General features: G+C 61.5%; 16 protein-coding genes and 1 pseudogene. 11 read left to right on the forward strand and 6 right to left on the reverse strand.

Going from position 1 to position 17,170, the window contains the following annotated elements; translation table 11 throughout:
* Positions 1-180 (reverse strand): annotated as a pseudogene (locus VOI29_RS12480) (cobalamin-binding protein); the annotation flags it as partial.
* A 222-nt stretch (positions 181-402) separates the two neighbouring features.
* On the opposite strand from VOI29_RS12480, the gene VOI29_RS12485 reads away from it, so the two are divergent.
* Positions 403-1,482 (forward strand): PA0069 family radical SAM protein, encoded by a 1,080-nt coding sequence (locus VOI29_RS12485; protein ID WP_323779186.1) that lies wholly within the window; start codon positions 403-405, stop codon positions 1,480-1,482.
* Between the two features lie 73 nt (positions 1,483-1,555).
* Complete coding sequence (locus VOI29_RS12490; protein ID WP_323779188.1) at positions 1,556-1,834, forward strand: acylphosphatase; 279 nt, start codon at positions 1,556-1,558, stop codon at positions 1,832-1,834.
* A gap of 187 nt (positions 1,835-2,021) precedes the next feature.
* Here the strand turns inward: VOI29_RS12490 and bmt are convergent, their stop codons facing one another.
* A complete protein-coding gene (bmt, locus tag VOI29_RS12495) occupies positions 2,022-3,041 on the reverse strand; it encodes a betaine--homocysteine S-methyltransferase (RefSeq protein WP_323779190.1) in 1,020 nt (339 codons plus the stop codon).
* Between the two features lie 340 nt (positions 3,042-3,381).
* The gene (locus VOI29_RS12500) at positions 3,382-3,699 is read right to left on the reverse strand and encodes a DUF1476 domain-containing protein (RefSeq protein ID WP_323779191.1); all 318 of its coding nucleotides are present in this window, start codon (positions 3,697-3,699) and stop codon (positions 3,382-3,384) included.
* A 238-nt stretch (positions 3,700-3,937) separates the two neighbouring features.
* On the opposite strand from VOI29_RS12500, the gene purC reads away from it, so the two are divergent.
* From purC to VOI29_RS12530, 6 genes are all read left to right on the forward strand, one after another.
* Positions 3,938-4,699 carry a phosphoribosylaminoimidazolesuccinocarboxamide synthase gene (gene purC, locus VOI29_RS12505; RefSeq protein ID WP_024090350.1) on the forward strand — a complete coding sequence of 254 codons (762 nt, stop codon included), beginning with the start codon at positions 3,938-3,940 and terminating at the stop codon, positions 4,697-4,699.
* Between the two features lie 107 nt (positions 4,700-4,806).
* On the forward strand, positions 4,807-5,037 hold the full coding sequence (gene purS / locus VOI29_RS12510; protein ID WP_323779194.1) for a phosphoribosylformylglycinamidine synthase subunit PurS: 231 nt from the start codon (positions 4,807-4,809) through the stop codon (positions 5,035-5,037).
* Positions 5,037-5,705, forward strand: coding sequence for a phosphoribosylformylglycinamidine synthase subunit PurQ (purQ, locus tag VOI29_RS12515; RefSeq protein WP_323779196.1), 669 nt, complete (start codon positions 5,037-5,039; stop codon positions 5,703-5,705). Before purS ends, purQ begins: the two co-directional genes overlap by 1 nt.
* Positions 5,706-5,741: 36 nt before the next feature.
* Positions 5,742-7,514, forward strand: a complete 1,773-nt coding sequence (locus VOI29_RS12520; RefSeq protein WP_323779197.1) for an ATP-binding protein — start codon at positions 5,742-5,744, stop codon at positions 7,512-7,514.
* A gap of 31 nt (positions 7,515-7,545) precedes the next feature.
* Positions 7,546-8,883 (forward strand): sigma-54 dependent transcriptional regulator, encoded by a 1,338-nt coding sequence (locus VOI29_RS12525; protein WP_323779199.1) that lies wholly within the window; start codon positions 7,546-7,548, stop codon positions 8,881-8,883.
* A 587-nt stretch (positions 8,884-9,470) separates the two neighbouring features.
* Entirely contained in the window at positions 9,471-12,485 is a 3,015-nt protein-coding gene (locus VOI29_RS12530; protein WP_323779201.1) for an Rne/Rng family ribonuclease, read from the forward strand.
* A 206-nt stretch (positions 12,486-12,691) separates the two neighbouring features.
* Here VOI29_RS12530 and VOI29_RS12535 read toward each other — a convergent pair whose 3' ends face one another.
* Positions 12,692-12,925 carry a sulfurtransferase TusA family protein gene (locus VOI29_RS12535; RefSeq protein ID WP_024090344.1) on the reverse strand — a complete coding sequence of 78 codons (234 nt, stop codon included), beginning with the start codon at positions 12,923-12,925 and terminating at the stop codon, positions 12,692-12,694.
* A 93-nt stretch (positions 12,926-13,018) separates the two neighbouring features.
* On the opposite strand from VOI29_RS12535, the gene VOI29_RS12540 reads away from it, so the two are divergent.
* From VOI29_RS12540 to VOI29_RS12550, 3 genes are all read left to right on the forward strand, one after another.
* A complete protein-coding gene (locus VOI29_RS12540; protein WP_323779208.1) occupies positions 13,019-13,771 on the forward strand; it encodes a cytochrome c biogenesis CcdA family protein in 753 nt (250 codons plus the stop codon).
* A gap of 110 nt (positions 13,772-13,881) precedes the next feature.
* Complete coding sequence (locus VOI29_RS12545) at positions 13,882-15,132, forward strand: hypothetical protein (RefSeq protein WP_323779203.1); 1,251 nt, start codon at positions 13,882-13,884, stop codon at positions 15,130-15,132.
* Positions 15,129-16,484, forward strand: coding sequence for a cytochrome P450 (locus tag VOI29_RS12550; RefSeq protein ID WP_323779205.1), 1,356 nt, complete (start codon positions 15,129-15,131; stop codon positions 16,482-16,484). Before VOI29_RS12545 ends, VOI29_RS12550 begins: the two co-directional genes overlap by 4 nt.
* A gap of 273 nt (positions 16,485-16,757) precedes the next feature.
* Here the strand turns inward: VOI29_RS12550 and VOI29_RS12555 are convergent, their stop codons facing one another.
* Entirely contained in the window at positions 16,758-16,976 is a 219-nt protein-coding gene (locus tag VOI29_RS12555; protein WP_323779207.1) for a ribbon-helix-helix domain-containing protein, read from the reverse strand.
* The gene (locus VOI29_RS12560; protein ID WP_323779210.1) at positions 16,973-17,149 is read right to left on the reverse strand and encodes a DUF4169 family protein; all 177 of its coding nucleotides are present in this window, start codon (positions 17,147-17,149) and stop codon (positions 16,973-16,975) included. Before VOI29_RS12560 ends, VOI29_RS12555 begins: the two co-directional genes overlap by 4 nt.
* Between the last annotated feature and the right edge of the window lie 21 nt (positions 17,150-17,170).

A 17,170-nucleotide genomic window follows, 5' to 3' on the forward strand; every position in this document is an offset into this window, starting at 1 on the left:
GGTCATGCCGCCAACCAAGGCCTTGGTCAGAACGTCATAAGGTGCCCAGTCGCGGGACAGTAGAATGCCAACGCCTTCTTCGATTTCCTCTTTGAGACCGTCATAGAGGTCGTCAAACATCTGCTGAACAAGTTCCTCGTCATCGAGTTCCGAGAGGATGATGTCTTCTTCGTCCGACATGCGCCTAATCCTTGCTGACGGGGGTGTCCCCGGTGTTGGCCTGTTTCAGGGGCTTTTGTGACAGAATACAGCCGGTGAACTGCATTATTTGCGACATTGCCGCTGTTCTAACCGACGTATAGAGACAAATTCGGCGCAATAATAATGAAGAATTCACATGGAAATCTTCGAAATTTCCAGTTTGTTCTTTATTTGTTCCCTCGCGGTGGATATGTTGCGCACATGCCGCAGGAAATCACCCAACATGCCACGCGACGCAAAGGGCGTGCTAGCCTCAGCAATGCGACGGGGCGGTTCGATCTGGACCGCAGCAAGGTGGATGACGGCTGGTTTCAGGAGCCGGATCCGGAGGTGATTCCCACCGAAGTACGGCTAGAGTCTGCGCGGTCGCTGATCAGTTACAACCGGTCGCCGGATTTGCCGTTCGACCGGTCCATCAACCCTTATCGCGGATGCGAGCATGGTTGCATCTATTGTTTTGCGCGGCCCAGCCATGCCTTTCTTGGCCTGTCGCCGGGGCTGGATTTTGAAACCCGGCTGGTCGCACGCCCCAATGCGGCCGCGGTGCTGCGCAAGGAACTGTTGGCGCCGCGTTACAAGGTGGCCGTGCTGGCGCTTGGCACCAACACCGACCCTTACCAGCCGTGCGAGCGGGACCATCGCATCACCCGCGGCTGCCTGGAGGTTCTGCGGGATTTCAACCATCCTGTGGCGATCGTCACCAAGGGAGCGATGGTGGAGCGGGACCTGGATATTCTGACTCCGATGGCGGCCAAAGGGCTGGTGCGGGTGGGGATTTCCCTCACCTCGCTGGACCCTGACCTGTCCCGCCGGATGGAGCCGCGGGCGCCTTTGCCGGCCAGGCGGCTGGCTGCGGTCCGGCGGTTGACGCAGGCGGGCGTGCCGGTGCGGGTGATGACCTCCCCGGTCGTGCCGGGGCTGACCGACCATGAGCTGGAAGCGCTACTGGCGGCCGGGGCGGAAGCGGGCGCTGATGCAGCCAGCTGGATCATGCTGCGGTTGCCGCGGGAGGTGTCGGAGCTGTGGCAGGAATGGCTGGCCGGAAATGAGCCGGGCCGTGCGGCCAAGGTGATGGCGATGCTGCGGGAAATGCATGGCGGGCGCGATTATGATCCGCGCTGGGGCCACCGGATGCGGGGTGAGGGGCGTTACGCCGAGATGATCGCCCAGCGGTTCAAGGCAGCCTGCAAGCGGCTGGGCCTGCAAGAGCGGACGGAGCCGCTGCGCAGCGATCTGTTTGCCCGCCCGCCGCAGCCGGGCGATCAGCTGGCGTTGTTTTGATCCAATCTTCCACAGCCGGAGCAGTGGTTTTGTGCTATGCTGGGGCCGTATCTGAGGGAAAGGAAGGTGGGCTATGACGTCTGTCGCTGTGAAAGCACGGGTCACTGGACGTGTGCAGGGCGTGGCCTTCCGCACCTGGGCCAGGGCGGAAGCGGTGCGGCACGGGCTGTCCGGCTGGATCCGCAATGAGCCTGACGGTTCGGTGCGGGCCCTGCTGATGGGGCCGGCCGCCAGCGTTGCCGATATGGTGCGCAGAATGGGGCGCGGCCCCGGTGCCGCCTCGGTCAAGGATGTCCTGACGGAGCGGACCGATCCCGAACCGGGGATCAGCGGTTTCAGGATTGTCGGCTAGGCCGGGCTGGCGAGCCGGTCTGAACACAGGACTGCAGACCGGCGCTGGCAACCTGCCGCCGGGCGGCGGAGCACATGGCTCTGAGAGGGCGGGCGGAAGACACCGAGGGGGCTGGGACACGAATGAAATACGGCGCCGCATAATGGCATGCGGCGCCGTTATTTCAGGGGGGGGGCAATTGCCGCCTTCAGGCGCGGCGGCGGCGGCGGGAGCGGCGGTCGCCACCCGTGTTTGCATCATCGCCGGTGCCGTCGCCGTCGGAGGTGAAGGGGCCCAGCACGTCGACGATCTGTTCAAGCGCCGGACGGTCACCGCGCGGGCGGCTGTCGAGCGCCGCACGCATGTGGCGCAGGTGTTCGGGCATGGTGCCGCAGCAGCCGCCGATAATCCTGGCGCCCGCGTCGCGGGCCATGACCGCGTATTCGCCCATCAGCTCGGGCGTGCCATCGTAATGGATGTGGCCGTCGACATATTTCGGAATGCCGGCATTGCCCTTGGAGATGATCGGACGCTCGGTGCCTTGTGCGGCAAAGCCGAGAACGGTGCGAAGAATGTCGGAGGCGCCGGTGCCGCAATTGGCTCCGAAAGCCAGCGGCGCATTGTCGAATTCCTCCACCAGCTGGGCAAGGTCAGCAGAGGTGACCCCCATCATGGTGCGGCCTGCAGTGTCAAAGCTCATGGTGCCGCACCACGGCATATCCGCCAGTTTGAATGCATCAGCCGCGGCGCGGAATTCCTCCGGCGCGGAAATGGTTTCCAGCCACAAGACGTCGGCGCCGCCCTCTTTCAGGGCATCCGCCTGCTCGTGGAACATCTCGACCGCCAAAGCATGGGACATGTCGCCAACAGGTTCAAAAATTTCCCCTGTTGGGCCGACAGAGCCAGCCACCGCGATCTTGCGTTCCGTCTTGTCGGCCACCTCGCGGCCAAGTTCGGCGGCGACGCGGTTCAACTCGCGCACGCGCCCCTGGGCGTCATGCAGTTTCAGCCGGGCGGCGGTGCCGCCGAAACTGTTGGTCAGGAACAGGTCGCTGCCCGCATCAACCGAGCCCTTGTACAGCGCCAGAATCTTCTGCGGTTCGTCGACGTTCCACAGTTCCGGCGCATCGCCGGCCTGCAGGCCCATAGCGAACAGATTGGTGCCGGTTGCACCATCCGCCAGCAGGGCGTCGTTGGTTTCCAGCAGCTGTTTGAAAGTGTTTGTCATCAGTTTAATCCCGTTTCAGCAGGGCGTCAGGGCGTCAGGGCGTCAGGGCGTCAGGGCGTCAGGGCGTCAGGGCGTCAGGGCGTCAGGGCGTCAGGGCGTCAGGGCGGCAAATCGGTCTGTAACCCCTGTGTCATGCCGGGCGGGTAAGGGCAATTTCATTTTCTTCATCTTCATTATGAGTGCGCCCCGCGCCAGCCGGTCATGCAGCACACTATGCCCGGCGCATTCACGGGGCAGTGCAGGCTGGCTGAAGCGGCAGCAGAAGGACTGCGATACCGGTGGGCACCGCGGCGGGAAGCGGGCAGAAAGCACCGGGCAGGCTTGGCGGCCGGCCCGGTGATCAGCCGGATTGGCTCAGAATTTCTTTTTGCGCCCGCGGCATCATTTCCAGCAGTTTGCTGCGGATCTGGGTTTCGCTTGCCCGCTGTCCCAGGTCGCCGGTCAGTTTGCGCACGATATCCTCATGGCCTGCTTCCTCAAGATCGGCAGCGACAACGGACTGGGCGTAATCATGGGCGGATGAGCCGCTTTTCCCCAACAGTTCTGCCGCCCATAGGCCGACCAGTTTGTTGCACCGCGCACGGGCTTTGAACTGCATTTCCTCATCATGCGCGAATTTGGCCTCAAACGCCTGTTCGCGTTCGTCAAATGTAGTCATGACTGATCCTCATAAACCGTTTGCACCTGTCTAATGATAGGAGCATGATCGTTGCCGAGGGCAAGAAGAAACTGTTTTTGATAAAGCCTTTGTGCCTGCTGCTAGGCGGGCGGGCTGCTGGTGCCGGCAGCCGCCAGGGCGCGAGCCCGTGCAGCAAGCTTGCGGCTGAGGTCCCCTTGCACTATGAGAGCGGCACATCGCAGGGCCGGATTCCCGGCATTGACCCGAAAGGCTCCCAATGGCGCGTCGCAAGAAAATCTACGAAGGCAAGGCCAAGACACTGTATGAAGGCCCCGAACCGGGCACCATCGTCCAGTACTTCAAAGACGACGCCACCGCATTTAATGCTGAAAAGCACGACGTGATCGAGGGCAAGGGCGTTCTGAACAACATCCTGAGCGAGTTTTTCATGCTGGGCCTGGGGCAGATCGGTGTGCCGACTCATTTCCTGAAGCGATTGAACATGCGCGAGCAGCTGGTGCGCAGCTGCGAAATCGTGCCGTTGGAAGTGATTGTGCGTAACTATGCTGCAGGCTCGATCTCCAAGCGCCTGGGCATCGACGAGGGCACCCAGCTGCCGCGCCCGATTGTGGAATACTGCTATAAGGACGATGGCCTGGGCGATCCGCTGGTCACCGAAGAACACATCGCTGCCTTCGGCTGGGCCAGCCAGCAGGACATGGACGACATCCTGAGCCTGGCGCTGCGGGTGAACGACTTCCTGTCCGGCGTGTTCCTGGCCGTCGGCATCCGCCTGGTCGATTTCAAGATCGAGATCGGCCGCGTTTACGAGGGCGACTTCCAGCGTCTGGTGATCGCGGACGAGATCAGCCCTGACAGCTGCCGCCTTTGGGACGTGAAAACTGGCCAGAAGCTGGACAAGGACGTGTTCCGCCGCGACCTGGGAAGCCTGACGGACGCCTATAGCGAAGTGGCGCGCCGTCTGGGGGTGATGCCGAACAACCCGCCGGCGCCGGGCAAGCCGACACTGGTGAACTGAACCGCAGAACAGAATGTGTCGCGTCCGGTGCACGGGCGGGATTTGAATATATTGCAAAGAAGAAGCCTGGATGGGGCTTCGCCATCGAAAACCTGAGGGATGATGCGATGAAGGCACGGGTGCATGTGATGCTGAAGAACGGGGTTCTGGATCCGCAGGGCGAGGCCGTGCGCCACGCACTGGGGGCTTTGGGCTTTGACAAGGTCGAAGGCGTGCGTCAGGGCAAGGTGATTGATCTGGATCTGGCCAAGGGTGCAACCGAGGCTGACGTGACCGCAATGTGCGAAAAACTGCTGGCCAACACTGTGATCGAATCCTACAGCATTGAGCTGCAGTGATGAAGGCGGCGGTAGTAGTCTTCCCGGGTTCGAACTGCGACCGCGATCTTGCGGTGGCGTTTGAGCAGGCCGGATTCGACGTGTCGATGGTCTGGCACAAGGACAGCGCACTGCCCGAAGGGATTGATATTGTCGGCGTGCCCGGCGGCTTCTCCTACGGCGACTATCTGCGCTGCGGTGCTATCGCGGCGCAATCGCCGATCTGCAAGGCAGTGATCGAACATGCCGATCGCGGCGGCTATGCCATTGGAGTCTGCAACGGTTTCCAGATCCTGACTGAAACCGGCGTGCTGCCGGGGGCGCTGCTGCGCAACGCAGGCTTGAAATACATTTGCCGCACCGTGGACCTTAAGGTGGCGACGTCTGAGAGTGTCTTTACTCAAGGGTACAGCGCGGGTGACGTGATCGGGGTGCCGATTGCCCATCATGACGGCAATTATTATGCTGATGCAGAGACCGTGAGGGCGTTGCAGGATCAGGACCGGGTGGCCTTCACCTATGCGGACAACCCCAATGGTTCGGTTGCCGATATCGCCGGTATTCTGTCGGAAAACCGCCGTGTTCTGGGCATGATGCCGCACCCGGAGCGGGCTGCGGATGAAGGGCATGGCGGCACCGATGGTGCGGCAGTGTTCCGCGCATTGGCGGGCATGGTCACTGCGGCGTGACTTGAGGAAGCGGGGCGGCCGCAATAGGTATAGTTTATGACCGCCCTGCGCTCAGATGTGACCAAACCCAAGCGGAAGACCGGCTCGCGCACGATTTCCTGGCGTGCGCGGCTGTCACTTGTTCTGTTCATGCTGGCGGCGGCTGCCACCGTGTGGACCACCAACCGGGCGTTGACCCACCGCTTTACTGAAAGCACCCGCAACCGGGCCGAGCTGCGGCTGGCGCTGTACTCCGGCAACCTGCTGAGCGAACTGCGTCAGCATGCGATTGTGCCGCAGCTTCTGGCGCGCGACCAGACCTTGATTTCGGCCCTGCAGTCCAATGACTTTTCCCTGTCTACGCAGAGGCTTATCTCCTTTGTGGATGAAATCGGCGCGGCTTCGATCATGCTGCTGGCGCAGGATGGCCGCACCGTGGCTGCAACCGACCGCAACCGGCTGGGCGGGAGCCATCGCAATGCCGCCTATTTTGTCGATGCGATCCGGGCCAAGTCGACAGTCTTCTCGGTGATCCCGCGGGAAGTGGGCGGTTACCGTTTTACGTATTCCCGGCGGATGATCGATGCCACGGGCGTGCTCGGCGCTATTGTGGTTGAAGTTGATCTGCAAAAGTTTGAACGCGCCTGGGCTGGGATATCCGATGCTGTGCTGGTGACTGACAGCACTGGAAACATCATTCTTGCCACCGAGGCGCGCTGGCGCGGGCTTAAGGAAGGCGATGCGCTGACCCTGCAGACGCCCGAAGGCGCCATCCAGCGGGCGATCCGGGCCACCACAGACTGGACCGTGCTGCCGCCGGACGCCTATTTGCAGGGCGAGGCAGTGATGCGGCTGGAGACTCGGGTGCCGTTCCAGGGCTGGCGGATGGCGTCCTTCACCACCTATTCCTCGGTGCGCGAGCGGGTTAACGCGGTGCTTGCGCTGGAAATTATGGGATTCGCCATCTTGCTGGCGCTGGCCTTTTATGCGTTGAGCCGGAAAACAGCGCTGCGTATGGCCTTGTTCCAGCGCGAGTCGGCAGAGCTTCGCGTATTGAATGCGCGCCTGCAGCGGGAAATTGCCGAGCGGGAACGGATGCAAAAGACCCTTGCCGTGGCTGAACAGAGCCTTGCGCAGAGCTCGAAACTGGCGGCCTTGGGTGAAATGTCGGCGGCTGTCAGCCATGAGCTGAACCAACCGCTGGCGGCGATGAAAACCTATCTGGCCGGTGCCCGGCTGCTGCTAAAACGGAACCGTCCGGACGAGGCGCTGGCCTCCTTTGGCCGGATTGATGATCTGATAGAACGGATGGGCGCGATCACCCGCCAGCTGAAATCCTACGCGCGCAAGGGCGGCGATACGTTCAGCCCTGTAAACGTGGGCGATGCGCTGGCCTCCAGCCTGTCGATGATGGAGCCGCAGCTGCGGCAGCGGCATGTGAAAATCACCCGGATTTTGCCCGAAGAACCTGTTATGGTGATGGGCGACCGGATGCGGCTGGAACAGGTGATGGTCAACCTCTTGCGCAACGCGCTGGACGCCACCAAATCTGTGGCGGAGCCTGAGGTGGAAATCCTGCTGGCCGCAGGTGAGACGGCGACGCTGTCTGTGCGCGACAATGGGGTGGGGATCAGCGGCTTCGATAAATTGTTCGAGCCGTTCTACACCACCAAGCAGCCTGGTGACGGGGTTGGTTTGGGGCTTGCCATCTCCTCGGGGATCGTCAACGACCTTGGGGGACGGCTGACCGCCCGCAACGGCCAGAACGGCGGTGCGGTCTTTGAGATGCAATTGCCGGTCCTGGTGGACGGCATCGAGGCTGCGGAATAAGGCAGCCGATGTAGATTAGGAGTGAACGCGCATGGCTCAGGCTATGAAGATCGCGATCGTAGACGACGAACAGGATATGCGGCAGTCGATCAGCCAGTGGCTGGCATTGTCCGGATATGACACCGAGACTTTCTCAAGCGCTGAAGAGGCGCTGAAGGTGCTGGGTCCGGATTATCCCGGCATCGTGATTTCCGACATAAAGATGCCGGGCATGGACGGGATGCAGTTCCTGAAAAAGCTGATGGGCAGCGATTCTGCGCTGCCGGGGATCATGATCACCGGCCATGGCGATGTGCCGATGGCGGTTGAGGCAATGCGGGTCGGCGCCTTCGACTTTCTGGAGAAGCCCTTTAACCCGGACCGCATGTCGGAACTGGCCAAGCGCGCCACCGGTGCCCGCCGTCTGACGCTGGACAACCGGGCGCTGCGCCGCGAGCTGTCGGATGGCGGCCAGATCATGAAGAAGTTGATCGGCCAAAGCCCGGTGATGGAGCGCCTGCGGGAGGATATCCTGGATCTGGGCCAGGCCGACGGTCATGTGCTGATCGATGGCGAGACCGGCACCGGCAAGACGCTGGTGGCGCATGCGCTGCACGCGGTTGGCAGCCGCGCGGGCAAGAAATTCGTGCTGATTTCTTGTGCTGCCTTGGAAGAGGAAGCGCTTGCCAAGCGCCTGTTCGGCCCGATGCAGCCGGAAGACAGCATGCTGCCCGCGGTCGAGGAAGCCCGCGGCGGCACTTTGGTGCTGGAAGATATCGACGCGCTGTCAGAAACATTGCAGGCCAAGCTGCTGAGCGTCATCAACGAGCAGGGCACGCCGGCAGAGACCCGGATCATCGCAATTTCGAACCTGCAGGAAGCGGGCAAGACCTGCGAAGACGCGCTGCGCCCGGATCTGTTCTATCGGCTGGCGGCGCTGCGTATCACCGTGCCGCCGTTGCGCCAGCGCGGCGAGGACATCCTCACGCTGTTCACCCGCCTCAGCGAACAATTCTCCGAGGAATATGGTTGCGAGGCGCCGCAGGTCAGCGCCCAGGAGGCGGCACAGCTGCTGCAGGCGCCCTGGCCGGGCAACGTGCGCCAGCTGATAAACATTGCTGAACGCGCGGTGCTGCAGTCACGCCGCGGCTCTGGCACCATTGCATCGCTGCTGATGTCCGATCACGAGGAAATGCAGCCGGTGATGACCACCGAAGGCAAGCCGTTGAAGGAATATGTGGAAGCCTTTGAACGGATGCTGATCGACAACACCATGCGCCGCCACAAGGGCTCGATCGCCAGCGTGATGGACGAGCTATGCCTGCCGCGCCGGACCCTGAATGAGAAGATGGCTAAATACGGCCTGCAGCGGTCGGATTACCTGGCCTGAGTTCAACAGTGCCGTTTTCCGACCCGGAAAACGGCACTGTTGAACAGGTGCCTGCGATACCGGAACTGTCGTAGAAATTCGGTGGCGATCTGAAAAATCACTAGAAATGAACAGCTTGCCTGTTAAGGGCGGGCTGTATTCATTTTCAGGTCCTGTGGTGACGAATGGCCATTGTCATTACCTATCCACAGGCCTTATGCTGACACAACGGGCCGGAAACCGGCAAGTGGCTTCCCCCGTTCTGATGAGTTTCGCTGGCTCCAGCTTTTGTCCGGCACGATCCGAGAAAACTGCAGCCAGACCGATTGGCCCCTTAAGCTTTAGGGGGCAGTTTAGCGCCCGAACCGGAATTGCAGCCGGTACAGGGATAATGTGGCAGGGACGGGCAGCGCCCGCCTGCCGGAGAAGAACCGCGATGACGCGCGCGAGAGCGAAAAGCACTGAGGCAGGAAGGCCGGGCATTGTCTCCGGGACCACCTGCTGCACCGCGCCGTCCGAGATCGCCCTGACAAGACATCACCCGAAACGCGCGCGGCCGCCTGGAAGCAGGGGCTTGCGGGCGCACAGGGCAGATGCACCAAGGACAAATGGCCAAGAAAATGCTGATCGACGCCACCCACGCGGAAGAAACCCGCGTTGTGGTGGTGGATGGGAACAAAGTTGAGGAATTCGACTTTGAATCCGAAAACAAGCGCCAGCTTGCTGGCAATATATACCTCGCAAAAGTAACCCGCGTCGAGCCGTCGCTGCAGGCGGCTTTCGTAGACTATGGCGGCAACCGTCATGGTTTCCTGGCGTTCTCCGAAATCCATCCGGACTATTACCAGATTCCCGTCGCCGACCGTGAGGCGCTGATGGAGGAGGAGCGCGCGTATGCAGAGGCGATGCGCGCCCGCGACGACGAAGAAGACGAAAAGCCGGCCAAACCCAAGCGGTCGCGCCGTTCTAAATCTGCGGCTAAGGCTGCCAAGGCCACTTCTGATGATGCGGTGGAAACCAAGGAGGTTGAGGCCTCTGAGGAGAAGGCCGCCGAAATCGCCGGAATGGAGACCATCGACCTGAGCGACAGCGCTGAGGTTGCAGATGATCTGGCAGAAGTGCCAGAAGGGTCGTCGCCGGTGGATCATGTCGCGGAAACGCCGGTTGAAGAGCCGGAAGACGACGATGCCTCTGCTCCCGAAGCGGCCGAAGATGATGTGTCCGCTGAGACTGCTGGCGAAGAAGCACCTGCGGAAGCGGCGGCCGAGGCGGTCTCCACTGACGACGCGCATGCAGCAGCCGAGGCTGAACCAGTTTTGGAAGCCGCAGAGGACGATGCAGAAACCGCTGAGCAAGAGGCCGCGGCAGCCAAGGCCGAAACTGCGGACGGCGATGAGAGCGACGAAGACGCAGGCGAAACCGGCCGTGCCGACGCGACCTCCAAAGATGACAGTATCGAATCCGTCGCGGATGAGGACGACAGCGAAGACATCCGTCCGCCGCGCAAGCCGCGCCCGCGCCGTTACAAAATCCAGGAAGTTATCAAAGTCCGCCAGGTCCTGCTGGTGCAGGTCGTCAAGGAAGAGCGCGGCAACAAGGGCGCTGCCCTGACCACCTATCTGTCGCTGGCCGGCCGTTACTGTGTGTTGATGCCCAACACCGCCCGCGGCGGCGGGATCTCCCGCAAAATCACCAACGCTGCCGACCGTAAAAAGCTAAAAGATATCGCAACTGAACTGGACGTGCCGACCGGCGCGGGCCTGATCGTGCGAACTGCCGGTGCCAAACGCACCAAATCCGAGATCAAGCGCGACTATGAATACCTGCAGCGGATGTGGGAACAGATCCGCGAGCTGACGCTGAAATCCATCGCGCCGGCCAAGATCTACGAAGAAGGCGACCTGATCAAACGTTCGATCCGAGACCTTTACAGCCGCGAGATCGACGAAGTTCTGGTCGAGGGCGAGCGGGGCTACCGCATCGCCAAGGACTTCATGAAAATGATCATGCCGTCCCATGCCAAGAACGTGAAAAACTATCAGGAAGGGCTGCCGCTGTTTGCCCGTTTCCAAGTGGAAAGCTACCTGGCTGGGATGTTCAACCCGACCGTGCAGCTGAAATCCGGCGGCTACATCGTAATCGGCGTGACCGAGGCGCTGGTAGCGATCGACGTGAACTCGGGCCGGGCCACCAAACAGGGCTCGATTGAGGAAACTGCGCTTAACACCAACCTGGAGGCGGCTGAAGAAGTTGCCCGTCAGCTGCGTCTGCGCGACCTCGCCGGCCTGATCGTGATCGATTTCATCGACATGGACGAGCGCAAGAACAACGCCGCCGTCGAAAAGCGCATGAAGGACAAGCTGAAGACCGACCGTGCCCGCATTCAGGTGGGCCGGATTTCGGGTTTCGGTCTGATGGAAATGTCGCGTCAGCGCCTGCGCCCCGGCATGATCGAGGCGACGACCGCTCCGTGCCCGCATTGCCACGGCACCGGGCTGATCCGCTCGGACGACTCGATGGCGCTGTCGATCCTGCGCCAGATCGAGGAAGAAGGCACCCGCCGCCGTTCCCGCGAAGTGCTGGTGCGCTGCCCGGTGTCCATCGCCAACTTCCTGATGAATCAGAAACGCGAGCATATTGCCCAGATCGAGGCGCGTTACGGCCTGTCCGTGCGGATCGAGGGCGACCCGCATCTGGTCAGCCCGGATTTTGTGCTGGAGAAATTCAAAACCGCTTCGCGGGTGGTGCCTGCCGCAACTGCTCCGGTGGTATCGGTTGACACTTCGATCATGGACCAGGTGGACGCCGAAGAAGCCAGCCAGGATGAGGAAGAAGCGCCGGCTGCCGTTGAGGAGGCTGCAAACACCGCCGACGATGCTGCGCAGGACGATAAGCCCAAGCGCAAGCGCCGCCGCCGCCGCCGCCGGAAATCCGGCAGCGGAGAGCAAGGCCAGGCTGACGATAACGGCGATGAGGCCTCTGATGAGCCGGAGCAGCAGGATGACTCAGCTGAGCCTGCAGAAGTTGCCGCCGAAGGAGAAGGCGCTGCCGCAGAAGAGGTGAAGGAAAAGAAACCTTCCCGCAGCCGCACCCGTACCCGGTCGCGCAAGCCGAAGGCCAAACCGGCCGAGGCAGAGACCGCGGAAGAGACGCCTGCCGCTGCGGAGACTGCCGAAGCCTCCGTTCAGGACGCTCCGGCCGCGGCTGAAGCTGAGAACGCCCCTGCAGCGGAGACCGTTGCGCAAGCGCCGGCTGAAGCCGCCGCAGAAAGCGTATCAGTCGCTGCTGCCGCGGATGCTGAACCTGCCGCGGACAATCTTGCTGAAGCCGAAGGTGCCGCTCCTGCAGAGCTCGCCGCTGCTGAAGGTGACGCTGCACCGGTAAAACCGGATGCTGCTGAAACCGAAGTTGCATCGGCGGAAGAACCTGTAGAGACAGTACCAGACGCAGCTGCCGAGGCGTCGGCGGAACAGTCTGCTGCAGAAGAAGCCGCACAGCCGGAACCGGCGCCTTCGAAAGAGGAGAAACAGCGGGAACCCGCGATGGCGGTTGCTGCTGCTGACCCGGAACCGGAAGCACCGCCCAAACCAAAACGCCGCGGCTGGTGGTCAGTGGGCAGCTGATTGAAAAATAGAATCTAGAGGGAGAGGCAGGCCGCAGCGCCTGCCTTTCTTTTTGGCGGAAATGAAACCGATTGCTATGCTGCTGCTGTCGCTGCAGGGAAACGGTTCCCGGCGCAGAAAACGGTCCGGAGTGCACGTGTTTTCCGGGCTGGAATTCGGGTCGAACTCTGCCGCACTCAGGCCTAGGGGGCAGAGAGCTTACGGCCCTAGCCGCCTTTGCGGATCAAATAGATCTGATGGCCCGCACCTTCGCTGTGACCGACAAACTCATGGCCTGCTTCATTGCAGAAATGCGGCACGTCAATTACCGCTGCCGGATCATCCGCCAGAAGTTGAAGCACATGGCCGGGCTGCAGCGATTTAAGCCGTTTGCGGGCCTTCAGGACGGGCAGGGGGCACAGCAGCCCGATGGCGTCCAATGTCTCTTTGATCTCGGTCATGGTTTTGAGATAAGCGGGATGTTTCATCCTGTCCACAAGGATGTGACCAGCTTGCCCCGTGACGTTGGTCAATTGCTGGCATATGAGTTGGACATGTTTGGAATCGAGATCATTGACGCAGGGTTGCTCCCTGCCATGCTGGTGGCGCTGCTAGGCGGCGTGATCAGTTTTCTGTCGCCTTGCGTTCTGCCGATCGTGCCGCCGTACCTAGCCTATATGAGCGGCGTCACCATCGGCGAGATGCAAGGCACTTCAGCTGCCCGGCGCAAGGCAGTCATTGCTGCGCTGTTCTTTGTCATGGGGCTGTCCACGGTGTTTCTGCTGCTCGGGTTCACCGCCTCGGCGTTTGGCGCATTTGTGCTGCAAAATCAGGAGCTTTTCGCGCAAGTCTCAGGCGTTGTCGTGATCATATTCGGCCTCCATTTCCTGTCCGTTTTCCGCATTCCGCTGCTAGACCGCGAGGCGCGGATGGAAGCGGGTGAATCCGGTGGTTCCGCGTTGGGCGCGTATGTCCTGGGGCTGGCATTTGCCTTTGGCTGGACACCCTGCATCGGGCCGCAGCTGGGCGCGATCCTGTCGTTGGCCGCTTCTGAGGCTTCCGTCAGCCGCGGCACAATCCTGCTCGGCGTTTATGCCGCAGGTCTGGGCATTCCCTTCCTGCTGGCGGCGATGTTCCTCAACCGCTCAATGACGCTGATGAACAAGATGAAGCGGCACATGGGGATGATTGAAAAGGTGATGGGCGGGCTGCTGCTGGTTGTCGGCATTATGCTGGTCACCGGGCTGTTCACCACTTTCTCATGGTGGCTGCTGGAAACATTCCCGGCACTGGCAACGCTGGGCTGAGAGCGGAAGCATCAGGGGCCTCGGGGCCCCTTTTTCTTTGTCATCCCGGGCCTTACTCTTGCCGGAATGCACTGCTAGTCTGGCGGCTGAACAATGATGCAGGCCAGGGCGTGACACAGCAGGAGCACGGTCAACAGCGGGTGCGCAAGCGGCGGGTATTCTACATACCCGGCTATGATCCGATTCATCCGCGGCGTTACCGCGAGCTGTACCGCAAGGAAGGCACGGCGCAGGCGGAGATTTCCGGCTACAGCCTGACCCTGTCGCCCAAGCAGACCAAAGGCCCCTTCGGCTGGCACGTGGTGTCCGGGATGAACGGTGTGCAGACCGAAGCCGATATCGAGGTTCTGGTCTGGTCCGACATCGTGCGCGGCAGCATGGAGGCCACGATCCCCGCAACCTATTGGCAACTGCTGCGCACCGCCTGGATCTACATCTCCACCGGCGCACTGCTGCGGCTGATGCGGCTGCGCAAGGGGCCGGTGATTGCCGCGCTTTACCCGGTTGGGATGCTGCTGCTGCAGGCGGTTTTGGCGCTGCTGCTGGCCTGGGGCGTTGCGTATGTCTTCGGGTCGGTGGACGCATCTGCCGGCCTTTCCGGTCCGGCGGCGCCGGCCATTGGCTGGGGTTTGGGCCTTGGTGCCGGTTACGCGCTGTTGCGCTGGTTCAAGAAGCGGGACGGAAAGTTGTTTGCCTATTACCTGATGCACGATTATGCCCATTCCGCGGCCTGCCGCGGCGCTATCGCGCCGGAAATGGATGTCCGGATGGGCGAATTCCGGGTGCTGATTTCGAACGCTTTGCAAGATCCGGACCTGGACGAGGTGCTGGTGGCAGGCCATTCCTCGGGCGCGCATGTCGGTGTGTCCGTACTGGCGGACCTGATCCGCGCGGGACTGCCCGCTAACAGCCCGGCACTGGGGTTTCTGACCTTGGGGCAGGTCGTGCCGATGGTGTCGTTTCTGCCGCGGGCGGAGCGTTTGCGGGCAGATCTGCAGTATCTGTCCCAGCGGCACGAGCTGGCCTGGGTCGATGTCACTGCACCCGGTGACGGCTGCGCCTTTGCGCTGTGCGACCCGGTGTCAGTCAGCGGTGTCGCAGCAGCGGGCAAGCGTTGGCCGCTGGTATTTTCCGCCGCCTTCACCCAGACCCTCAGCCCGGAACGGTGGCAACAGCTGCGCTGGAGGTTTTTCCGGCTGCACTTCCAGTATCTCTGCGCTTTCGACCAGCCAGGCGACTATGACTACTTCCGCATAACCGCCGGGCCGCTGACGCTTGCCGCGCGTTATAAGGACCGCAAACCGTCGCAGTCCCGTATCGATACAGCAGTGTCCAAATTCACTTCGGTGGCCGCTGAATGACCGAAATTCTGCCGCCGAAACCGCCCGCGCGTCCGGACCGCGTTTCGTTCTGGCGCTATTTGAAGCTGTTTCGTCAGGATATACTCTCGGCCCAGCCTGCGCGGTTGTACCGTGCCTGGATGGCTGAGTTCCGCACACCGTTTTTCCGCTCTTTCCTGGTCAACCAGCCGGATCTGGTGAAAACCCTGCTGAAGGAACGCCCGGATGATTTTCCCAAGTCGGACCGCATTGCGGAGGGGCTGAAGCCTTTGCTGGGCAATTCGGTGTTTCTGACCAATGGCGAGACCTGGAAGCGGCAGCGGCGGATCATCGACCCGGCCTTTGAAGGCGGGCGGCTGAAAGACACGTATCCGGCGATGCGCGCCGCGGCGGAAGCGGCAGTGGCCCGGCTGAAAGGGCGGCAGGGAGCTGTCGAGATCGAGGAGGAGATGTCCCATGCGGCGGCGGATGTGATTTTCCGCACGCTGTTTTCGATCCCGATCGAACATGAGGTGGCAGGGCAGGTTTTCAGCCGTTTCCGGGACTACCAGCGCAGCCAGCCGCTGTTGAACCTGGCGGCTTTTGTGCCATTGCCGCGCTGGATGCCGCGGTTTTTCCGCCGAGGCACCCGCCGGAACGCTGAAGTGATCCGGGGCCTGATTGCACAGCTGACTTGCGAACGTATGAATGCAATCCGCGCGGGCACGGCGCCAGATGACCTGGCGACCAAGATCATGACCACTCGCGACCCGGAAACCGGCAGCACCTTCGATGCTGCCGAGATGGTGGATCAAGTGGCCATCTTCTTTCTGGCGGGGCATGAAACCAGCGCCTCGGCACTGGCCTGGGCGCTGTATTTGATGGCGCTTTATCCCGAATGGCAGGAAAAGGTGGCAGTTGAAGCCGAGGCGCTGGAGGATGAAAGCTTTGCCGCGGTTTCGAAGCTGAAAATCAGCCGGGATGTCTTTCGCGAAACGCTGCGGCTCTACCCTCCGGTGCCGATGATGGTGCGCCAGGCAGCATGCCCGGAACAATTCCGCAATCGCAATGTGCCCAAGGGGGCGCAAATGGTGCTGAGCCCCTGGCATTTGCACCGGCATGAGCGGCTGTGGGAGAATCCGGACAGGTTCGATCCGGCGCGTTGGCGGACGGAGAACGGCAGGCAATGCCAGCGGGAGGCTTATATTCCGTTTTCAGCCGGGGCAAGGGTTTGCACCGGGGCAGGGTTTGCCATGGTAGAAGGGCCGCTGATCCTGTCGATGATCCTGCGTCAGTTCCGCATTACACCGGTGGCGGGCAAGGTTCCGGTGCCGGTAGCGCATCTGACGGTGCGGTCAAAATACGGTATCTGTATCCGCCTGACGGAAAGGTAGCCAAAAGAATTCGAATTTTCTTCAGAAAATTATGCGTACCGGTTCCCGGTTGCAGAAAATCACAACTTGGCCTGCGTTTTCGACCGCATGGAAGCCGCGCCGGTGTAATTCCAGCTGGAACTGCTCCCAGCCTACCAGACGCTCTATGTCGCACTTCTTACGCCGGACCACATTGCCTTTTGCGGCCGCTTGCGACTTGAAAGATCTGCTGGATCCAGGCGTCGGGTGAAAGTTGAACTGGGACAGACATGCTTTCCGCTTGCCTGTGCGTGATTAACGCGCCTTCAACCGCCGCAGCACGAACAGGCGGATTGCGGATGCCAGCCCGCAGTCCTCGCCGCGGATTTCATCAATCTCCGCCGCCAAGTCGTTGATTGCTCGTTGGTCTTCCGCGGCGATCTCGCGGAAAGCATCCCAGAATTCATCCTCCAGCGACACCGAGGTGCGGTGCCCGCGCAAGGTCAGGGAATGCTTCTTGGGACGGGAATTCATTCGTCGCGCTTGTGCTCGTCCAGGCGTTTGATCTTTTGGGCATTGCGTGCCTTGTCCAGATCTTTTTCCGCCTTGCTCCGTCCGAAGGCAGCAGCGTTCTGGTCAGCGCGGGCCTTTTTCCCGGCCCGCGCCTTTTCTTTCCTGTACCGGTTCAGATTGACCGGCTTGCCCATCAGTCCTTGGGCCCGATCATC

The sequence above is a fragment of the Leisingera sp. genome (assembly GCF_034669605.1).
Classification (GTDB): domain Bacteria; phylum Pseudomonadota; class Alphaproteobacteria; order Rhodobacterales; family Rhodobacteraceae; genus Leisingera.